Origin of the sequence: Bariatricus sp. SGI.154, from assembly GCF_050313795.1 — a bacterium.
GTDB lineage: Bacteria > Bacillota > Clostridia > Lachnospirales > Lachnospiraceae > CAMBRQ01.
Window position 1 is genome coordinate 42591 of sequence record NZ_JBNPMC010000012.1, and the last position, 21123, is coordinate 63713.

The window sequence follows — 21123 nt, forward strand, 5'->3', positions numbered from 1 at the left end:
AGAGGTATGGCAAAACCGGGGAGCAGTTGTAATGATACAACTGCTCCCCGTCCGCTTGATATTGATAGAGTGGGAAATCTATGTGCCATGGACTAGATTCTAAAGTTAAAATCTGCGTAAGCAGAAGAACCATGTTCGTGAACATCGAGTCCGTCGATTTCTTCTTCTCTGGTAACTCTAAGACCAATTGTCTTATCAATGACCGTAAATACGATGAATGCCATAACGAATACGAATGCTGCTGTTGCTGCAACGCCAAGTAGCTGAGTTCCGAGTGTGTAGCCGTTTCCGAAGACACCGGTCAGGATTGTTCCGAAAGCACCGCATACACCGTGTACGCTGATGGCACCAACCGGGTCATCAATCTTGGCAATTTTATCGAAGAACTCTACAGAGAATACAACCAGGATGCCGGCAAGAACACCGATGATGATTGCTTCCCATTCATTTACCACATCACAGCCTGCTGTGATCGCTACAAGTCCGGCAAGGGAGCCATTGAATGTCATGGATACATCAGGTTTGCCATAGCGAACCCATGTTACGATCATAGCCAGTAATGTTGCCGCTGCTGCTGCAAGGTTTGTAGTCATAGCGATATGACCAAGGCTTGTAGATGCTGCGGTAGTAGAACCACAGTTGAATCCGAACCAGCAGAACCACAGGATGAATACGCCGAGTGCTGCGATTGGAAGGTTGTGGCCTGGGATGGCTCTTGCTTTGCCGTCTTTGTCGTATTTTCCAATACGAGGTCCGAGGATCTTAGCGCCAACCAGTGCGCAGATACCGCCGACCATATGTACTGCGGTAGATCCGGCGAAATCGTGGAATCCTAACTGAGATAAGAAGCCGCCGCCCCAGATCCAGTGTCCGGATACCGGGTAGATGAAGATACTGATTGTTGCGCTGTACGCCAGGTATGCTGCGAACTTAGTTCTCTCTGCCATAGATCCGGATACGATAGTTGCACTTGTTGCACAGAACACCGTATGGAAGATCATGAAGACTCCGATTGGGAGGCCGTTAAACATACCGTCCGCATCTGCCAGTGAAGTTGGATTGAAGAAACCTTTGATTCCGATGATTCCGTTCCAGTCGGTTCCATGCATGATCGCGAATCCGAATATGAAGAAGAACAAACTTCCAAGAACGAAATCCATCATATTCTTCATTAAGATATTGCCAGTGTTTTTGGCTCTTGTGAAACCTGCTTCACACATTGCGAATCCGGCCTGCATAAAGTATACGAGTACTGTACCGACCATGGTCCACATGACATTCATAAGCAGACCGGCTGCTTCTGTGGCATCCATGCCATTTCCTATTAAAGTTGCTAAATCCATATAATTACCTCCTCATTTACGTAAAATGGAATAAGAAAGGAGATAACTGCAATTTTTTATTTTCGCGATTATCTCCTTTGATAGTTTGCGGTATTGAGTTGTCTGATTGCTGGGATCAGGATTTTATAAAGCATCCGATCCACGCTCGCCGGTACGGATACGAACTGCATCTTCTACTTCATATACGAAGATCTTGCCATCACCGTATGTACCGGTACGAATCTCAGATACGATCTTTTCAATCAGCATCTCAGCAACATCCGGTTCGATCACAGTTTCAACTTTTACTTTCGGAAGAAGATTTACATTATATTCTGCACCGCGGTACACTTTCTTGTGTCCCTTTTGATTGCCGTAACCCATTACATTGCTAATCATCAGACCGTTTACGCTGCTTTCGTCAAGAATTGATTTTAAGTCTTCCAGTTTCTCCGGCTGAATGATAATCTCCAGTTTCTTCATAGCACTTACCTCCTTAATTCCTTTATGAAATAGAATCCTGATTTGCAGGATTCTCCGCCTGCGGGGTTGCCTTAGCGACATCTTCTACTTCGCCGCAGTGCGATCCCCCGGAGGGGTTTATATCATAGGGAACGAAGTTGCCTATGATATAAAAAGTAAGGGCATCTTCCCGAAGGAAAACGCCCTTGTTTTTGATGACCTTTATTATACACGGACGGAGAGATTTGTAAATAGCAATTTTAGAAAAAATTAATATTTTATGAGAAATGTACAGAAAAATCAAAAGATTTTACAAAAATTTGGTAGTTAATATAATGGAAAAATAGATTCCTTGTGCATAATTTCTTCAGGGCATTGGTTGACGGGTTTTTAAGTATTTGTTAGAATAAAGTGAGGGAAAAAGTTAGGTTTATCAAGAAATAGAATAGTTTACAGAAACGAAAGATTAAGCCTGATGGGTGAGTATACAAAAGTAATTGAATAAGGAGGACAAGCAATGCTGGATTTAACGTTTGGGGAGCAAGTCAAAATTATCTTGAGTCGTAAGGGTATGACGATTAAGGAACTCGCTGAGACGATTGAAGCGCAGACCGGGAAGAAGATGTCCCGCCAGAATCTGACACAGAGACTGGGCAGGGATAATTTTCAGGAGCAGGATATGCGTATGATCGCGGAGATCCTCGGATGCCCGTTTCAATTAAGTATTCTGGGTGAAAGTATTCCAACAGAAAGAACACATAATAATATAGAAGACAGACAGGAGAAGGCATCCGCGGAAGCGGCGCCAGTGGCTCATGAAAGGGATATTACGATTGGCGAACTTGTGGAGATTCACGAAGTCCTGGATGCCTTGGAGGGGAATGCGGAACTGCCGCCCGAAGAGGAGCCGGTTGAGGAGATGCCATTGGCAGAGGCAGAGAATGCAGAACTGCCGGAGGCGGATTACAGTACATCAGAATATGATGCATCAGAGCATGACGCATTAGAGTACGAGACTTCGGAGTATGAGACTTCAGGATATGAGGAATCTATAGAAGAGTCTGTGGCGGATCATCAGGAGGCTGGTTATGAGGCGTCGACAGAGGAGTTGTCAACGGGGGAACAGGAAGAGGTCCCGAGAGAATCGTCAGAGCAGATAGCGGAAGAGTATCCGGATGAGCCACAAGAAGAGGTATCAGACGAGACATCAGTTATAGAAGAAGAGCCTGAGAAGAAAGTCCGTGGATGGAGAGCCTATCTGAAGCGGCGTAAGAAGAAGCAGGAAGTTCCACAATCGACAGTTTCGCAGTCGATAGTCACGCAGCCAACAGAAGATTTGTCTCGCCAAGAGGAAGAACAAGAACCACATGCTCAGGATGAATACATAGTGGAAGAAGACGAGCGGGAGCTGTATAATGGGGAAGTTACACAGGCTGAGTATGAAGATGATCGGCAGACTGAGTATGTTACAGATGAGTATGCGGATGGATATACAGAGGATGATGCAGATACAGGTTATGCAGAAGAGGCGTATGTGCAGGAAGATTATGTAGACGAAGAATCTGCAGAATATATGGACGAAGAATCCATACAGGAAGATTATATGCAGGAAAGCCAGGAGGAAGAAGATCTTGTCAATGGTGATGTGAATCCATATACCGGAAGAGAGTATCAGTCCAACAGTGTGCGTATGCATCCGACGAGAATTGGTTATGTGCAGGTGTATGACAGAAGCAATCATGCGTGGACAGATATGACGGAGTGGGCATTTCTTGGATATCAGGAGAGAAAGAAGATGCTCCTTGGCAAGGATTATGATCCGCCGATCTATCTGGATTAGAGAATGGCAGGAAGAGAGTTGAACGTAAGTGAACTGGGAGCAGTTATTATCAACGAAGAGAAATAGAGGAAGTTCGGCAAAGAATCGATATACCAGGAATTCTGACCTGCGCAGTGAATTCGAGAAGGACTACCATCGGATTATTGGCAGTGCGTCATTTCGCCGTCTACAGGACAAGACTCAGGTATTCCCGTTGGATAAGAGCGACTTTATCAGAACGAGGCTGACACATTCACTGGAGGTGTCCTCGTTTGCCAAATCTCTGGGACAGAATATTGGAGAAAATATATTGGTATATAAGAAAGATTCGAGTTTCACTCCGAGGATGAAAGAGGAGATATGCAGTATTCTTCAGTGTGCGGGGCTGATTCATGATATTGGGAATCCGCCGTTTGGACATTTTGGGGAAGATGCAATCAGAGATTGGTTTCGGAAGAATCTGTCGGCGCTTCAGTATCATGGAACACCGATTGATCAGATTCTGACACCGCAGATGCGGGAAGATTTCTATCATTTTGAGGGCAATGCACAGGCACTGAGGCTGGTGAGCAAACTGCATTTTCTAGTGGATGAGAATGGGATGAATCTTACCTATGCCCTTCTCAGTACGATTGTGAAATATCCGGTGTCTTCTGTGGAAATCAATGAGAAGTCCGGTAATATCAAGGATAAGAAACTGGGATATTATTTTGCGGATCAGGAGATATATGAAGAGGTTTCCAGAGAGACGGGGACGAATGGGAAGAGACATCCGCTGACATTCATTCTGGAGGCGGCGGATGATATTGCTTATAAGACGGCGGATATTGAGGATGCATATATCAAGGGATTTTTGACGTATTATAAATTATTGGATGAACTGACAGAATTGCAGGAGACATATTCGGGTGCAGGAAGCGGTGGATTTCAGCCGGCGGATAAATTGTCAGAACTGTATCTGCGCGGGAAAGAGAAACATGTGGAGAACCCGGAAGAGTATGCGATTAAGAATTGGATTATCCGGGTGCAGGGATTCCTGATCAGTTGTGCGACATATGGATTCACCTCCAATTATCAGGCGATTATGCAGGGGACTTACGGACATGACCTTTTCTATCAGACATTTGCGGAGAAATTAATGGATCTTCTGGGAGATCTGGCATTTCGCGAAGTGTTCACAGCGGAAGCAATCTACCGGATGGAAGTGACAGAAGGGACGATGCTGGATTTCTTAATGGATAAGTTCATGACCTCAGTTGTGAAGTATGATGACCACACGCAGCAGATGGATGCAATCAGTGCGAGGATGGTATCTTTTATTTCAAGCAATTATAAGCGGGCGTATCATTATCAGGCGGAAGGGAAATCGGAGATTGAGAAGTTGTATCTGAGGCTGCTTCTGGTAACGGATTATATCTGTGGAATGACGGACAGTTATGCCAAGAGATTGTATCAGGAGTTGAAGGCGATTATATAGGCGATTCATATATAAGAAAATAAAGTATGCATTTTTTACAATCCTGGAGAATAGATTGTGATAAATAAACCAGGATTGGAAGTGAAGGTTTGAAGCGTTTTATTCGTTATCTGTACGAATATAACCAGGGAAGAAGACTACGCAATGTGGGTTTCATTAAAGTAGAGCAAGGTGAAGAGGAGTGTGCGGTACATATACATGGCAAAGGGCTGCACATGAAAGGCGAGAAGAAGTTGAGCATCTATCTGTTCTATGAAGATGGTGATGAATGCGTAGGCATATGGCAGGGAACAGTGGATAATGTGAACCCTGCCATTAATTACAGGCTGTATTATACGAAAGAGGATGTTGGAGTGCCGGGGAATTTCACGCGGATCAACGGGATTATCCTAGAGAGTGAGACGGGACACAGATATGCTGCTGTGTGGGATGACATGCCTGTCGATATAGAGCATATGCGCGTATGGCGGCAGAAGCCGGAAGGGCTAGAGGAACGAATGCGGCAGGAAGTGACGCAGCGGGAAGAGCGTATGGAGGAGATACCAGAGGCGGAAGCGCCGGAAAAGGTGCCTTCAGAGAACACATCCTCAGAAGATATGCCGACAGATAAGGTTTCGGAAGAAAAGATGGAACCAGAAAATTCTCCGTCTGAAGAGGGGGAAGAGGTGCAGATGATGGAAGAGGCATGTGCGGAGAACGTAAAAAGCGATTCTTCATCCGAGGCGCAGCCTGCCAGCCCTTTTAAGTGCTCTAAGATCCAGCGCAGTGAACTGGCGCGTCTTCCAAGATGTGAATGGAAGTGGTCCAATAATAGTTTTCTGCTGCATGGATATTATAATTACCATCATCTTGTGCTTCTGGATGATGGAGAGCGGTTAAGGCTTGGCGTGCCTGGCATCTATCATCCGCAGGAGGCAAAGGCGGCGGGGGCATTTGGCTTCTCGGAATTTGTTCCGATTCGGGATATCCGTATAGAACTTACAGAGGAAGAGAAGAATGACCAGGAGCAGTTCGGATACTGGTGCCGCTATGTCAAAAGACAGCCGCCCAGGTGATGAATCATCAGAATATAACGATGGATATATGGAGAAGTACGATGCAGAGTATAGACGAAAAATACATGAAAGAAGCGATCAAACAGGCGAAAAAAGCCTATGCGATCGGTGAGGTCCCGATTGGATGCGTCATTGTATATCAGGATAAGATTATCGGGCGCGGCTATAATAGAAGGACGACGGATAAGAATACACTGGCACATGCAGAACTGATTGCAATTAAAAAAGCAAGCAGGAAGATGAATGACTGGCGTCTGGAAGAATGCACCATGTATGTGACTCTGGAGCCCTGCCAGATGTGTTCCGGCGCGATTGTACAATCCCGGATGACCAGAGTGGTAGTAGGCTGTATGAACCCGAAAGCCGGGTGCGCAGGTTCTATTCTGAATCTGCTCCAGATGGAGGAATTCAATCATCAGGTGGAACTGACAACCGGGGTAATGGAAGAAGAATGCAGCCAGATGATGAAGTCATTTTTCAAGGAATTGCGGGAAGCGAAGAAAAGAGAAAAGTAAAATAAAAAGAGGGTGTTCCAAAGTCGTAAGATGACGATGCGGATACCCTCTTATCATATGCTCTTCTTTGTGCATTGCGCTTCGAACGTAGATTCCCAGACGTTACCTTAACAGTTAACTCAGCCCAGGCACCCTTACGGCACCCGGAAGGTTCTGCTTAGTGTTGCTTCGTTCCCGACCTGACACGATTCACAGAATTCCGTCGCGTAAGACCCAAGCCTCGACGCCACTTGTCAAGGGCAGCTCTACAAATCTATGCCCTCTGCGCAATATCACCCCTGCTATAGCGGATTGCAGGTACAAGGTACCGCTAACACCCCGGCTGCACGAGTTCTAATTTACATTATTTTAAGCGAAATGTCAATGGGGTAAGGAAAAACCTTGTGTTATAGTACTGACTTTTTGGATGATGCATGTTATAATTCAGGCAAAAATCATCCATGTCATATGATAATGGAGATTGGGAGATAAACATGAAGATATTATTGGTGGCTGTGAATGCCAAATACATACATTCGAACCTTGCCGTGTACAGCCTGAAAGCATATTCGCAGGATGAAGGGGTTGAATTGGCGGAATATACGATTAACCAGCAGAAAGATGATATTCTCATGGACATCTATAAGCGTAAGCCGGATGTCCTGTGTTTTTCATGCTATATCTGGAATCTGGAATATATCGAGGATCTTATCCGGGAACTGGGGAAATTAAGACAGGGTCTGCCAATCTGGCTTGGCGGCCCGGAGGTATCCTATGACTCGGAAGATGTTCTGGGGCGTCTTCCCCAAGTGAAAGGTGTTATGAAAGGGGAAGGAGAAGAGACATTCGCAAGGCTGTGCAGGGCATATCGTGAAGAGGGAGGCACAGATGAAAGCCTGCGAAGGATTGACGGGATTACCTTCCGAGATTCAAAAGGAGATGTGGAGGTACAGCCGTGGCGTCAGGTTATGGCATTAAGCAAAGTGCCATTTATCTATCATCAGATTGAAGATTTTGAACACAAGATTGTCTATTATGAGAGCAGCCGGGGATGCCCGTTTTCCTGTAGTTATTGTCTTTCGTCTGTGGACAAGCGACTGAGATTCCGGAATCTGGAGTTGGTAAAAAAGGAATTACAGTTCTTTATCGACCATGAAGTGCCGCAAGTGAAGTTCGTGGATCGGACATTCAACTGTAAGCATGATCATGCGATGGCTATCTGGAACTATATTGTAGAACACGACAGAGGAATTACGAATTTTCATTTTGAGGTGGCAGCCGATCTCTTGAATGAAGAGGAACTTCGGCTTCTGGAGAGCATGCGCCCGGGACTGGTGCAATTAGAGATCGGGGTACAGTCTACGAACCCGGATACCATCCGGGAGATACGCCGGACGATGGATTTTGCGAAGGTTGCGAAGATTGTGAATAGAATCCGGAAGAGTGGGAATATTCATCAGCATCTGGATCTTATTGCAGGGCTTCCATATGAAGATATCCATAGTTTTGCCCGTTCGTTTGATGATGTCTATGCATTGAAACCGGAACAGTTGCAATTGGGATTCCTGAAAGTTCTGAAGGGATCTTATATGGAAGAGCAAAAAGAAGCGTATGGACTGGTCTATAAGAGTAAGCCGCCTTATGAGGTCTTATATACCAAGTGGCTGATCTATGAGGATGTAATCCGGCTGAAGGGCATAGAGGAGATGGTAGAGGTATATTATAATAGCAGACAGTTTACCTATACTATGGAAGCGCTGGAGGGAGAGTATGATTCGGCGTTCCGAATGTACGATGAGCTGCGCGGGTTTTATGAGGAGAAGAATCTTGGCAGCATCCAGCATAAGCGAAGCGCCAGGTATGAGATCCTGTTGGAATATATTAAAAGAAACCATGAGGCAAAGAAGGAGTATTACCGGGAATTGTTAACGTATGATTATTATCTTCGGGAGAATGCGAAGATGCGCCCGGAATTCGCCGGAGAGTATAAGGTGTCCAAAGAACAGTTAAGGGCATTTTATGAAAATGAGGAAGAGATGCGGGAGTATCTTCCGACATATGCTGGTTATGACAGGAATCAGATGCGTAAGATGACCCATCTGGAATATTTTGATTATCTTGGGGAATACATTCTGTTCGATTATCAGGAGCGGAATCCTTTGAGTCAGGATGCAAGAACTTGCGCAGTAGAAGCACAGAAACTTTATAAAGAGAAGAGAAAACACTGTGAAGGATAGAGAAAGCAGATTACATAGATAAGGAGATATCATGAAAAAAAGAACGAAAGAGATACTGGCACTGCTGGATGAACAGTATGGAACCGAATATGTATGCTATCTGAATTACGAGACTCCGTGGCAGCTTTTGGCTGCAACTATGCTGAGTGCGCAGTGTACGGATGCCAGAGTGAATATTGTGACGGCGGATCTGTTTCAGAAGTACACGTCGGTAGAAGCATTTGCTGAGGCGGACTTAAAAGAACTGGAGCAGGATATTAAGCCCACGGGATTCTACCATAATAAAGCGAAGAATATCATTGCCTGCATGAAGGATATCAGGGATAAATTCGACGGAGAAGTTCCGCATACACTGGAAGATCTGACTTCGCTGGCGGGTGTGGGAAGGAAGACTGCCAATGTGATTCGGGGTAATATCTATCATGATCCGAGTGTTGTGGTAGATACTCATGTGAAGCGGATCTCTAACCGGTTGGGTCTTACGAAGAATCAGGACCCGGAGAAGATAGAGATGGATCTGATGAAAGAACTTCCCAAGGATCATTGGATTCTGTATAATATCCAGATTATAACGTTTGGCAGGACGATCTGTACGGCAAGGAGCCCGAAGTGCCAGAATTGTTTCTTGCAAAAATATTGCAAAGAGTATAAAATGTAGTGAAGTATCAAGAGAGAAGAAGGTAGTTGTATGAATTTTAACGACAGAAAGACTAGGAGAATTATAGCGATTGTGATCATGGTTGTCATAGTGGCTATGGTTGCAACCACGATCATACCATATCTGATGGTGTAGTGTTAGTTATCAGAGAGATATAGAGGGATTAGAATGGCAGGAGAGTATCGTAGACAGAAAACGGGACGCAAGAGGAAGAAGATATCCAAAGCAAGACGGAGAAGAAGGAGAGTGCTTGCAGGTCTATTTTGCGTGTGTGCTTTCATTATCTTAGGCGTTGCATATGGAATTCTGCATCACTATGTGGGGGAATTCCCGGAAGATAAGATCTGCGACAATATCTTTATCGGAGACATGGACGTATCCGGGATGACTCAGAAGGAAGCAAAGGAAGCGTTACAGCAGCATCTGGCAGAAGACCAGGCGAAGGTGGTGACCATGAAAGTGGGAGATACATCTGCGAACGCAACATTGGAGGAACTGGGGCTTGCATATCAGGATATAGATAAGACGATACAAAAAGCGGTAAATTATGGAAAAAAGGGCAGCATCTGGGGACGTTATCGGAAGTTAAAAAGACTTTCTAAAGAGAGACTGACGCTGGCGGAGAATTTTATATTGGATGAGGAAAGGGCTGGTGCCATTATTACAGAGCGCGTGGTGCCGCTGGCGGATCATGCGGTAGATGCAGCGATTGAGAAGAGTGCAGGCGGATTCCGGATTACCAAGGAACAGGAAGGAAAGACCGTTAATATAGAATCTTCCTTATCTGAGATTGAGAATGCATTGAATCATGAGTGGAAACATGAAGACCTATCCGTTAAGATGGTTTTGAAGAAAGAGAAGCCGAAGGTCACGGAGGAAGACCTACAGACCATACAGGATGAATTGGGAACATTTTCTACAGATGCAGGCGGAGGCGAGAGATGGCAGAACCTTAAGACGGGTGTGGATCATTTGAATGGCAAAGTACTGATGCCGGGAGAAGAACTGTCGGTTCATGATGAGACGGCTCCTTATGATGCAGAGCATGGATATGTAGAAGCAGGATCTTATGAGAACGGGCAGGTAGTGGACTCTTTTGGCGGAGGAATCTGCCAGGTATCCACGACGTTATATAATGCGGTGTTATTCGCAGAACTGGAGGTCGTGGAGCGGTATCCGCACTCCATGCTGGTAAATTATGTGTCACCTTCCAGAGATGCGGCGATTGCAGGGGATTATCTGGACTTTGTATTTAAAAATAGTTATGATACCCCTATCTATATAGCGGCGGGGATTGATGGCGCGAATCAATTAAGGTTTACAATATATGGAAAAGAGACCCGTGATCCGGGAAGAAGTGTGGATTTTGAAAGTGAAACGCTTACGACGGATGACTATGGGGTCACTTACAAGGAGGACGCAGAGGCACCTCTTGGCAGCATAAGTTATGCGGGAAGTCCGCATACCGGTAAGACGGCTCAGTTGTGGAAGATAGTGTACCAGGATGGAGTGGAAGTCAGCCGGGATGTGATTAACTATAGTACATATGAGAAATCGGATCAGATCATTAAGGTAGGGACGGCTTCGGAGAATGCGGAAGCGGCGGCGTTGGTGAGAGCGGCAATTGCGACCCAGGATCAGGGGAAGATCAATGAGGCGGTTGTTCAGGCGGCACAGTTGTAGTTCGGCTGTGTATGCGGTTCTGAATTATTTAATGGATATAGATATTAGGGGAAGGACCCCCGCTTGGGAGAAGCGGGGGTGTTCTGTATATTTAGAGGTGAAGGTGTATGAAGATAGGGACAGATTCGGAGAATTTGTTAAGCGAGACGGCGGTTGTGTGTGGGCAGTCGAAGGGGATTGGGATACATGGGATTGCGTCGGTTGTGAATTCGTTGGCGGCATCTGGTGGGAAGTGTCTGGGTGTTGAGGTGCAGATTACGATTCCGGAGTATGCGTATAAGTCCAGGATTCGTACGATGGAGAAGATTATGAAGAATACCTGTAAAGAGCAGGGGATAGAACTGACTGGCGTGAAGGGTGTGCAGAGCCCTGTGGTCAATATTCCTGTGGTTACGGTTACGGGTATTGCGCGAGCGCCAAAGGACGAGCCGTGGTGTCTGGAGACTGGACGAGCCGGGCAGGATGTTGTCCTTACCGGATGGGCTGGTATGGATGGCATGGTACGGATCGCGGATGAGAGAGAACAAGAATTGAGGAAGAGATTCGCTCCGGCATTTATGAAGCAGATATTGTCTTACAGGGAGAAGATATTCGCCCTGAAAGAAATAGATGTTGCAAAAGCCGTGGGCGTATCTGCCGTGCGTCAGATTACAGAAGGAGGAATCCTGGCTGCTTTGTGGAATCTGGCGAAAGAAGCCGATACGGGACTGGAACTGGACATGAGAAAACTGTCTGTCCTGCAGGAGACGATAGAGGTCTGCGAGCATTACAGGCTGAATCCTTACCAGTTAACGTCCGTTGGAAGTCTCCTGATGGTAACTGACGATGGGGAAGCACTGGCAGATGCGCTTCGAAGGGAACAGGTGGAAGCATCTGTCATTGGTCGGATGACGGATAACAATGATAAGATGCTTCACAACGGAGAAGAGGTTCGGTACATAGACCGACCTGCGCCGGATGAGATTATGAAGATATATAGCAAAGGAGCAGAAGATGGAAGATATCAGGAAACAGATATTGAAGTATCTGGAGAAGAATAGCAGAGTTGATCTGGGAGAACTGGCAGTTCTTATGGGAACTGACGAAGTGACGATTGCCAATGAGATCGCACAGATGGAGAAGGAGAAGATTATCTGCGGTTATCATACGCTGATTGACTGGGATAAGGCAGGAGAAGAGCATGTGAATGCATTGATCGAGGTTCGTGTGACACCGCGAAGAGATCAGGGGTTCGATAAGACGGCAGAGAGAATCTGTAATTATCCGGAAGTAACAGCCGTTTATCTGATATCCGGAGGATATGATCTGTTAGTAACCCTGGAAGGAAAGACGCTTCAGGAGGTTTCAAGATTTGTCTCAGGCAAATTATCTCCGATCGAAGATGTAATCAGTACTTCGACGTATTTTATATTGAAGAAATACAAAGACCATGGAACTATCATGTTCAAGAAAAATAAATCAGAAAGGATGCTGGTGACACCATAATGAGAGACCCATTATCAAAGAAAGTAGTCGGCATTGCACCGTCAGGCATCCGCAAGTTCTTTGATCTGGTCAGTGAGATGCCGGATGCAATCTCACTGGGAGTTGGAGAACCGGATTTTGACACACCGTGGAGGATTCGCGAGGAAGGCATCTATTCTCTGGAGAGAGGACGGACTTTCTATACTTCCAATGCAGGCTTAAAAGATTTAAAAATAGAGATAAGTAAATATTTACAGAGAAAGATTAGCGTTTCCTATGATCCCGACAGTGAGATTATCGTGACGGTAGGAGGAAGTGAGGGAATTGATATTGCATTTCGTGCGATGCTTGATCCTGGTGATGAAGTGTTGATTCCGCAGCCAAGTTATGTATCCTATCTACCGTGTACAGTCCTGGCAGACGGTGTTCCGGTAGTCATTCCGCTGCAGCAGAAGAATGAATTCAAGTTGACGGCAGAAGAACTGGAAGCAGCTATTACACCAAAGACGAAGATATTGGTTCTGCCATATCCGAACAACCCTACCGGGGCAATTATGACAAAAGAGGATCTGGAACCGATCGCAGAAGTGGTGAAGAAACATGATATATTTGTGCTGTCAGATGAGATCTATTCTGAACTTACATACAAATACGACCATGTATCCATCGCATCCTTGCCGGGAATGAAAGAACGCACACTGGTCATCAATGGATTCTCTAAAGGATTCGCGATGACGGGCTGGAGACTCGGATACATCTGCGGTCAGAAAAAGATCGTAGAGCAGATGTTGAAGATTCACCAGTTTGCAATTATGTGTGCGCCGACCAACAGCCAGTATGCTGCAATTGAAGGCTTGAGAAACTGCGATGATGAAGTACAACAGATGCGAACCGCATACAATCAGAGAAGAAGATTCCTGCTGCATGAATTCAAGCGGATGCAGTTAGATTGCTTTGAACCCTTCGGCGCGTTCTACATCTTCCCGAACATCCAGGAATTCGGCATGACCTCCGAAGAATTCGCTACCAGATTCCTGGAAGAAGAAAAAGTAGCCGTAGTACCAGGAAGCGCATTCGGAGATTGCGGCGAAGGCTACCTGCGAGTATCCTATGCCTACTCTCTGGAAGATCTCAAAGAAGCAATCGGCCGCTTGGGACATTTCATAGACAGGCTCAGAAACCAAGATTAGGAGGTCAGATCATGCTAAACATAGTACTGTTTGAACCAGAGATACCAGCCAACACAGGCAACATCGGACGAACCTGTGTCGCTACCAATACAAAACTTCATCTCATCGAGCCATTAGGCTTTCGATTGAATGAAAAGAACTTAAAACGCGCCGGGATGGATTATTGGAGTAATCTGGACGTAACTACATATATTAACTATGAAGATTTTCTGGAACGCAACCCCGGAGCGAAGATCTACATGGCAACAACAAAGGCGCCCAACGTATATACAGACGTCAAGTATGAGCCGAATTGTTATATTATGTTTGGAAAAGAAAGTGCCGGAATACCAGAAGAGATTTTGGTAAAACATAAAGATGACTGTATTCGGATTCCGATGATTGGAGATATCCGATCACTGAACCTGGGGAATTCTGTAGCGATTGTCTTATATGAAGCACTCAGGCAGAATGGGTTTGCAGGGATGAATCTGGAGGGTCATCTGCATCATTTAGAGTGGTAAAAGGTCAAAAGAAAGATTCGAAATCAACGAAGATGTTAGATAATTAACAAAAATGTATCAACTTGTAGGATAAGATTTTGTGAAAAAGCAACAAATTTCTAGACTTTTCCAGAAAACCATATTATAATTTTAACTACAGTATTGTTTTAACAACAAGAGAGGTGGTGAACAGATGGTAGAAGAAACCATTAAAACCATCAAGGAGACGGAGAATGCAGCAGAAGAGATTGTAAGAGAAGCTGAAGCAACATGTACCGATATCCTTGAAAAAGCCTCTGCGGAAGCCGGAAGTATAAAAGAGCAGGTGGAAGCAGAAGCGAAAGCAAAAGCAGCAGCCAATCTTGATGCGGCAAAAGAAATGGGTAAGAAGTCGGAACAAGAAGCGCTGGCTGAAGTAGAGAAAGAGATAGCATCTCTAAAAGCAGCGGCTTTGTCGAAAGAATCAGAAGCGGTATCTGCGATTATTGCAGAACTGATATAATTCTAACATGGCTGAAAAAAGAATACTAGAAAAGGAGGGATGCGGCTATGGCAGTATTGCAGATGCAAAGAATTAGTATCTGCGCGCTAAAAAAAGACCGTAAGGCTATCTTGGAGAAGATTCAGTCCATGGGTATTATTGAGATGGATCAGATTGCCGGGGATGAAGAAGGCTTTGAAAAGATGGATACCTTAAGTGACAGGCAGGAACTTGAGAAGAAAGTGCAGCTTTCGGAACAGGCATTAGCCATACTGGAGTCCTACGCTCCGGAAAAGCGGTCTATGCTATCGGGGTTGGCAGGAAAGAAACTGGTTGAAAAAGAGCAATTCAACCGCGTAATTGCTCGGAAGGAAGAACTGGTTGAAAAAGCCAATGTTTTGGTGACACGAAGCAAAGAGATTGCTGAAGATAAGGCCAACATTCTGAAACTTGAGAATCAGATTGAGTCAATTAGTCCATGGCTTACTTTAAGTGTACCGATGAATTATAGCGGTACGAAGAAAGTGTCTATGCTGCTTGGAACGATGCCTGGCGAGACGACGCTGGAATCCGTGTATGCACAGATTGCAGAGCGTAGTCCCGAGACGGAGGCTGTTGATGTACAGATTCTCTATATGGACAGGGATGCGGTATATCTGACCGTCTTCTGTCTAAGAGCAGAAGAGGGAGCAGTGGAGGAAGCCTTGAGGGCAGGCGGATTCGCAAGACCTTCGCAGGTAACAGATCAGGTGCCGGCGGAAAGAAAAGCGGATCTGGAAGCAGAGATCCAAAAACTGAATAGCGAGATTAAGGGCAAAGAAGAAGAGATTAAAAATTATGCAGATGACAGGGAAGATCTTCGGATGATTGGGGATTATTTCCGGATGAGTGCTGAGAAGTATGAAGTTCTTGGAACGCTTCCGCAATCTCAGCGGACATTTGTAGTAAGCGGATATATTCCGTCAAAGATGGTCTCTAAGATAGAGAAGGCAATTGGGGAGCGTTATAATTGCGTCCTTGACATTGAAGAGGTAAAAGAAGAGGAAGAACCACCGGTACTTCTTCAGAATAATAAGTTCTCAGAATCTGTGGAAGGCGTACTTGCATCATTCGGTCTTCCCGGCAAAGGCGAGATGGACCCGACGTTCTTTACATCGATATGCTATGTGATCCTGTTCGGAATTATGTTGTCCGATGCGGCATATGGATTAATTGTTGCCCTGGCGTGTGGAATCGCACTGATGAAATTCCCGCGCATGGATCGTAATTTAAGAAAGTCTGTACAGTTATTCTTCTGGTGCGGACTCTCCACGCTGGTATGGGGAATTCTGTTCGGCGGATATTTTGGCGATGCGATTACGGTAATATCCAAGACATTCTTTGGACATGAAGTGACGATCCCGGCATTATGGTTCGTTCCTTTGGATGATCCGATGCGAATGCTGTTATATTCGATGTTATTCGGTGTGATTCATCTGTTCTTAGGATTAGCACTTAAGGGCTATTCAGCGCTGAGAGATAAAGATTATATGGGATTCTTATGTGATTGCGTATTCTGGTTCCTGCTTCTTCTGGGGCTGATCGGAATGTTGCTTCCGACAGAGATCTTCGCAGGAATTGCAGGTCAGCAGATCGTGCTTCCGGCAGTGATTGCCAAAGGAGCGAAATGGATCGCAATGATTGGAGCCGTTGGAATCTTATTATTCTCAGGCAGATCCAGTAAGAACTTTGGCGTGCGTATCGCGTTAGGCGCGTATGATCTATATAATATTACGGGTTGGTTAAGTGACGTGCTCTCTTATTCTCGTCTGCTGGCTCTTGGACTTGCGACAGGAGTTATGGCATCGGTATTCAACTCGATGGCGAGCATGGGCGGTAAGAGCATCGGAGGAGTGATTATATTCATTGTAGTATTCCTGGTAGGACATGTATTCAACATAGCAATCAACCTGCTGGGTGCTTATGTGCATACCTGTCGTCTTCAGTATGTAGAGTTCTTTGGGAAATTCTACGAAGGCGGAGGAAGAGCGTTCAACCCATTTAATTCAAAAACAAAATATGTTGATATCAAGGAGGAAAATTAATTATGTTAAGCAGTATTAGTGGTAATGGATGGGCATTATTAGGAGCGGCACTTGCAGTGATTCTTGCAGGATGTGGTTCCGCTTATGGTGTAGGTGTTGCTGGTCAGGCAGCGTCAGGTGTTGTAACAGAAGATCCAAGCAAATTCGCTAAAGTATTGATCATGCAGCTTCTGCCTGGTACACAGGGTATCTACGGTCTGCTGGTTGCCTTCATTACACTTTCTAAAGTTGGTTTATTAGGCGGAGGCGGTGCTGAGTTAGATGTTGCAACAGGACTTATGATTCTGGGCGCTTGTCTTCCAATCGGTATCGTAGGTCTTGTATCTGCAATGCATCAGGGAAGAACTTCTGTTGCAGCAATCGGTATCGTTGCTAAGAAACCAGATCAGTTTGGTAAAGCGATGCTGTTCCCTGCAATGGTTGAGACATATGCGATCCTTGCACTTCTGATCTCTATCCTGGCAGTTACTTCTATCCAGGTCTAATCACGTTGGATGATAGAAGTATAGAAAAAATAAAAAGGAGAGCAAGGGGCTATGACTGGATTAGATAAGATGAAAAGTCAGATCCTGGATGAAGCGAAAGCAGCAGCTGATGAGAAGATTCAGGCAGCGAATGCCAAAGCAGAAGAAATCTTAAGTGCAGCAAAGGCTGAGGCTGCGAAGAAGGAATTAAGCATCTCCCAGAAATCCGAGGCGGAAGTAAAGAATTATAAAGAACGGATTGCATCTTCGATTGATTTGCAGAGAAGAACCAAGATTCTGGAAGCAAAGCAAGAGATGATCGCAGAAGTTCTGGATAAGGCATATGCGTCCCTGACTGGTATGGAGCAGAAGGAATATTTTGATATGCTGCTGAAACTGGTTGACAAATATGCGCTGCCACAGGAGGGAGAATTGTATTTTTCATCCGAAGATCTGAAGAACATGCCCGCCGGATATGAGGCTGAAGTGAAGAAACGTGCTGCGGCTAAGGGCGGAAGCCTGAAGATATCAGGAGAGGGCAGGAATATTGAGAATGGATTTGTTCTTGCATATGGCGGTATAGAGGAGAACTGTACGTTAAAAGCAATGTTTGACGCAAAGAGAGATGAATTATCTGATAAGGTTCATCACTTATTATTTTCATAAAGCGAGGTAGCGTAAATGAGTGAAAAATATACCTACGCGGTTGCGCGCATACGTGCTTTGGAACTGGCTCTGTTCTCTAACAGCACTATCGACCAGTTGATTGCATGTGGAAGTTATGAACAGTGCCTGCAATTCCTGGAAGAGAAGGGCTGGGGAGACAATGAGACATCTGGTAACGCAGAGGCTATACTGACCAGGGAAGAAGAGAAGACGTGGAAGATTGTGGAAGAACTGAAAGTTGGCATGGAACATTTTGACGTGCTGTCTTATTCCAAGTTATTCCATAACCTGAAAGCCGCAATTAAGGCTGTATGTACGGAGGATATGAACCGGCATGTATTCTATGATGACGTGTCCATATCCGGAGAAGAGATGCTGGAGATCGTCCGGACGAAGGACTTCCAGAGTCTTCCGGAGAACATGCGGCAGGCAGCAGAGGAAGCGTATGACACTCTTCTTCATACCGGAGACGGACAATTGTGCGATGTGATTATAGACAGGGCAGCCTTAGATGCAATCTACGACGCTGGTAAGAAAGCGAAGGCTGAGATTATCCGCGATTATGCGGAATCTACGGTAGCGGTTGCAGATATTAAGATTGCCGTGCGTTCACAGAAGACCGCGAAATCTATGGATTTTATGAAACGGGCAATGGCTGAATGTGACAGTATTGATACGGATCGTCTTGCGAAGGCGGCTCTTGGCGGCATGGATGCGATCCGTGAATATCTGCTTGGAACTTCTTATGCAGAAGGAGCAGAGGCTTTGTTGGAGTCTCCGTCCGCGTTCGAGCGCTGGTGTGATAACCGCATTATTCAGACCATAAGTCCACAGAAATATAACGCATTTACCATAGGACCGATCATTGCCTATGTACTTGCGAGACAGAACGAGATTAAAACGGTACGAATCATACTTTCCGGCAAACTCAATGACTTACCGGAAGATTCTATCCGAGAAAGGGTAAGGGAGATGTATGTATAAGATTGCAGTATTAGGTGATTACGACAGCATCTACGGCTTCGCTGCGCTGGGTCTTGATACATTCTCAGTTACTGCCCGCGAGGAGGCCGGAGAAAAACTGCACCAGCTGGTGAATGATGGATATGGAATTATCTATATCACCGAGGCTATGGCAGCAGAATTAGAACATGAGATTGCAAAATATCAGAACCAGGTCATTCCTGCGATCATCCAGATTCCTGGAATCTCAGGCAATACCGGAGCCGGAGTGAACAGCGTTAAGAAGTCTGTAGAACAGGCAGTCGGTTCTGACATATTATTCAGTAACTAAGAAAGTGAGGTTGATTCGTCCAAATGAGTACAGGTACGATTAAAAAAGTAGCAGGACCGCTGGTTATCGCAGAAGGTATGCGTGATGCGAACATGTTCGACGTTGTACGTGTTAGTAACCAGAGACTGATTGGAGAGATCATCGAGATGCACGGGGATGAGGCATCAATTCAGGTATACGAAGAGACATCAGGACTTGGACCAGGGGAACCGGTTGAATCCACGAATGTGCCTATGTCTGTTGAGTTAGGACCTGGTCTTATCACAAGCATCTATGACGGTATCCAGCGTCCGCTTGATGATATTATGAAAGTATCAGGAAACAATTTAAAACGCGGTGTTGAAGTTGCGTCCCTGAAAAGAGATAAGAAATGGGAATTCGTCCCAGTAGTTAAGGTTGGCGACGAGGTTGAGGCAGGAGATGTGATCGGTACTGTCCAGGAGACCATCGTTGTTCAGCAGAAGATCATGGTTCCTTATGGAATCAAAGGTACGGTAAAAGAGATCAGGTCCGGAGAATATACCGTAGAAGAAGTCGTAGCAGTGATCACGACAGCAGAGGGTGACAAAGAACTTACCATGATGCAGAAATGGCCAGTTCGTAAAGGACGCCCGTACGTTAAGAAACTTCCGCCGGAGATGCCTCTGGTAACAGGTCAGCGTGTTGTAGATACATTTTTCCCGATCGCAAAGGGTGGTGTGGCAGCCGTTCCGGGACCTTTCGGAAGTGGTAAGACAGTCATCCAGCATCAGCTTGCAAAATGGGCTGAGGCTGACATCGTAGTATATATCGGCTGTGGCGAGCGTGGTAACGAGATGACCGACGTTCTGAATGAGTTCCCGGAACTGAAGGACCCGAAGACAGGTGAGTCCCTGATGGAGAGAACCGTTCTGATCGCAAACACATCCGATATGCCGGTTGCTGCCCGTGAGGCATCTATCTACACAGGTATCACAATTGCAGAGTATTTCCGTGATATGGGATATTCCGTAGCGTTGATGGCAGACTCTACATCCCGTTGGGCTGAGGCGCTTCGTGAGATGTCAGGACGTCTGGAAGAGATGCCTGGTGAAGAAGGTTATCCGGCTTACCTTGGATCACGTCTGGCACAATTCTATGAGAGAGCCGGACATGTTATCGCATTAGGTCAGGAAGGAAGAGAAGGTGCACTGTCCGTTATCGGTGCCGTATCTCCTCCGGGTGGTGATATCTCTGAACCGGTATCACAGGCAACCCTCCGTATTGTTAAAGTATTCTGGGGACTGGATTCCGCACTTGCGTATAAGAGACATTTCCCTGCAATTAACTGGCTGACAAGTTACTCTCTGTATGTAGATAATATGAGAGACTGGTTCAATAACGAAGTTGCATCTGACTGGATGGATGACCGTCAGAAGATGATGAGCCTTCTGCAAGAAGAAGCAGAGTTAGAAGAGATCGTTAAGATGGTAGGTATGGATGCATTGTCACCAACTGACCGACTTAAGATGGAAGCAGCAAGATCCATCCGTGAGGACTTCCTGCATCAGAACTCATTCCATGAAGTTGACACCTATACTTCTCTTAGAAAACAGTATCTCATGATGAAACTGGTACTTGCATTCTACGAAGAGGCTTCTGAGGCACTTCAGAAGGGGGCATCCATGCAGGCATTGATCGGCATGGCGGTAAGAGAGAGAATCGGTCGTTACAAATATACACTGGATGCTGACATTGAGACAGAGTATGAGAAGATTATGAATGAACTGCACGCTGAAGTCGCAGGAGCATTCGGGAAGGAGGACTTCTAAT

At 45.6% G+C, this 21123-nt stretch carries 20 protein-coding genes and 1 other RNA gene; 18 read left to right on the forward strand and 3 right to left on the reverse strand.

The genetic code is table 11. The features are described from left to right. Nucleotides 1-92: 92 nt before the first annotated feature. Nucleotides 93-1343: an ammonium transporter gene (locus tag ACQRBN_RS07555; RefSeq protein WP_427738385.1), complete on the reverse strand. Its 1251-nt coding sequence runs from the start codon at nt 1341-1343 to the stop codon at nt 93-95. A gap of 123 nt (nt 1344-1466) precedes the next feature. Continuing rightward, nucleotides 1467-1805 carry a P-II family nitrogen regulator gene (locus tag ACQRBN_RS07560; protein WP_427738386.1) on the reverse strand — a complete coding sequence of 113 codons (339 nt, stop codon included), beginning with the start codon at nt 1803-1805 and terminating at the stop codon, nt 1467-1469. Nucleotides 1806-2301: 496 nt separating this feature from the next. Between ACQRBN_RS07560 and ACQRBN_RS07565 the strand changes: the two genes are divergently transcribed. The 4 genes from ACQRBN_RS07565 (at nt 2302) to tadA (ending at nt 6650) form a co-directional block, all read left to right on the forward strand. Beyond that, on the forward strand, nt 2302-3624 hold the full coding sequence (locus tag ACQRBN_RS07565; RefSeq protein WP_427738387.1) for a hypothetical protein: 1323 nt from the start codon (nt 2302-2304) through the stop codon (nt 3622-3624). Nucleotides 3625-3652: 28 nt separating this feature from the next. Beyond that, nucleotides 3653-5080: a deoxyguanosinetriphosphate triphosphohydrolase gene (locus ACQRBN_RS07570; RefSeq protein WP_427738388.1), complete on the forward strand. Its 1428-nt coding sequence runs from the start codon at nt 3653-3655 to the stop codon at nt 5078-5080. Between the two features lie 89 nt (nt 5081-5169). Beyond that, the gene (locus ACQRBN_RS07575; RefSeq protein ID WP_427738389.1) at nt 5170-6135 is read left to right on the forward strand and encodes a DUF6128 domain-containing protein; all 966 of its coding nucleotides are present in this window, start codon (nt 5170-5172) and stop codon (nt 6133-6135) included. A gap of 41 nt (nt 6136-6176) precedes the next feature. Next, a complete protein-coding gene (tadA, locus tag ACQRBN_RS07580; protein WP_427738390.1) occupies nt 6177-6650 on the forward strand; it encodes a tRNA adenosine(34) deaminase TadA in 474 nt (157 codons plus the stop codon). Between the two features lie 67 nt (nt 6651-6717). Here the strand turns inward: tadA and ffs are convergent. Then, nucleotides 6718-6980, reverse strand: an RNA gene (ffs, locus tag ACQRBN_RS07585) — signal recognition particle sRNA large type. 143 nt (nt 6981-7123) lie between these two features. On the opposite strand from ffs, the gene ACQRBN_RS07590 reads away from it, so the two are divergent. The 14 genes from ACQRBN_RS07590 to ACQRBN_RS07655 all read left to right on the forward strand — a co-directional run bounded on the left by ACQRBN_RS07590 (nt 7124) and on the right by ACQRBN_RS07655 (nt 21122). Further along, nucleotides 7124-8866 (forward strand): B12-binding domain-containing radical SAM protein, encoded by a 1743-nt coding sequence (locus ACQRBN_RS07590; protein WP_427738391.1) that lies wholly within the window; start codon nt 7124-7126, stop codon nt 8864-8866. Between the two features lie 31 nt (nt 8867-8897). Then, entirely contained in the window at nt 8898-9524 is a 627-nt protein-coding gene (gene nth / locus ACQRBN_RS07595; RefSeq protein ID WP_427738392.1) for an endonuclease III, read from the forward strand. 168 nt (nt 9525-9692) lie between these two features. After that, nucleotides 9693-11207, forward strand: coding sequence for a VanW family protein (locus ACQRBN_RS07600; RefSeq protein WP_427738393.1), 1515 nt, complete (start codon nt 9693-9695; stop codon nt 11205-11207). A gap of 107 nt (nt 11208-11314) precedes the next feature. Beyond that, nucleotides 11315-12247, forward strand: a complete 933-nt coding sequence (locus ACQRBN_RS07605; protein WP_427738394.1) for an AIR synthase-related protein — start codon at nt 11315-11317, stop codon at nt 12245-12247. Beyond that, nucleotides 12201-12692 (forward strand): Lrp/AsnC family transcriptional regulator, encoded by a 492-nt coding sequence (locus ACQRBN_RS07610; RefSeq protein ID WP_427738395.1) that lies wholly within the window; start codon nt 12201-12203, stop codon nt 12690-12692. The genes ACQRBN_RS07605 and ACQRBN_RS07610 overlap by 47 nt, the downstream gene beginning before the upstream one ends. Further along, nucleotides 12692-13861 (forward strand): aminotransferase class I/II-fold pyridoxal phosphate-dependent enzyme, encoded by a 1170-nt coding sequence (locus tag ACQRBN_RS07615; protein ID WP_427738396.1) that lies wholly within the window; start codon nt 12692-12694, stop codon nt 13859-13861. The genes ACQRBN_RS07610 and ACQRBN_RS07615 overlap by 1 nt, the downstream gene beginning before the upstream one ends. Before the next feature lie 11 nt (nt 13862-13872). Further along, nucleotides 13873-14364: a tRNA (cytidine(34)-2'-O)-methyltransferase gene (locus ACQRBN_RS07620; RefSeq protein WP_427738397.1), complete on the forward strand. Its 492-nt coding sequence runs from the start codon at nt 13873-13875 to the stop codon at nt 14362-14364. A gap of 172 nt (nt 14365-14536) precedes the next feature. Beyond that, nucleotides 14537-14845: a hypothetical protein gene (locus ACQRBN_RS07625; RefSeq protein ID WP_427738398.1), complete on the forward strand. Its 309-nt coding sequence runs from the start codon at nt 14537-14539 to the stop codon at nt 14843-14845. 47 nt (nt 14846-14892) lie between these two features. After that, a complete protein-coding gene (locus tag ACQRBN_RS07630; RefSeq protein ID WP_427738399.1) occupies nt 14893-16908 on the forward strand; it encodes a V-type ATP synthase subunit I in 2016 nt (671 codons plus the stop codon). A 2-nt stretch (nt 16909-16910) separates the two neighbouring features. Further along, entirely contained in the window at nt 16911-17393 is a 483-nt protein-coding gene (locus tag ACQRBN_RS07635) for a V-type ATP synthase subunit K (RefSeq protein ID WP_427738400.1), read from the forward strand. A 51-nt stretch (nt 17394-17444) separates the two neighbouring features. Continuing rightward, complete coding sequence (locus tag ACQRBN_RS07640) at nt 17445-18038, forward strand: V-type ATP synthase subunit E (protein ID WP_427738401.1); 594 nt, start codon at nt 17445-17447, stop codon at nt 18036-18038. A gap of 15 nt (nt 18039-18053) precedes the next feature. Then, on the forward strand, nt 18054-19022 hold the full coding sequence (locus tag ACQRBN_RS07645; protein WP_427738402.1) for a V0D/AC39 family V-type ATPase subunit: 969 nt from the start codon (nt 18054-18056) through the stop codon (nt 19020-19022). After that, entirely contained in the window at nt 19015-19332 is a 318-nt protein-coding gene (locus tag ACQRBN_RS07650) for a V-type ATP synthase subunit F (RefSeq protein WP_427738403.1), read from the forward strand. Before ACQRBN_RS07645 ends, ACQRBN_RS07650 begins: the two co-directional genes overlap by 8 nt. A gap of 23 nt (nt 19333-19355) precedes the next feature. Beyond that, nucleotides 19356-21122 (forward strand): V-type ATP synthase subunit A, encoded by a 1767-nt coding sequence (locus ACQRBN_RS07655; protein WP_427738404.1) that lies wholly within the window; start codon nt 19356-19358, stop codon nt 21120-21122. Nucleotide 21123 lies beyond the last annotated feature (1 nt).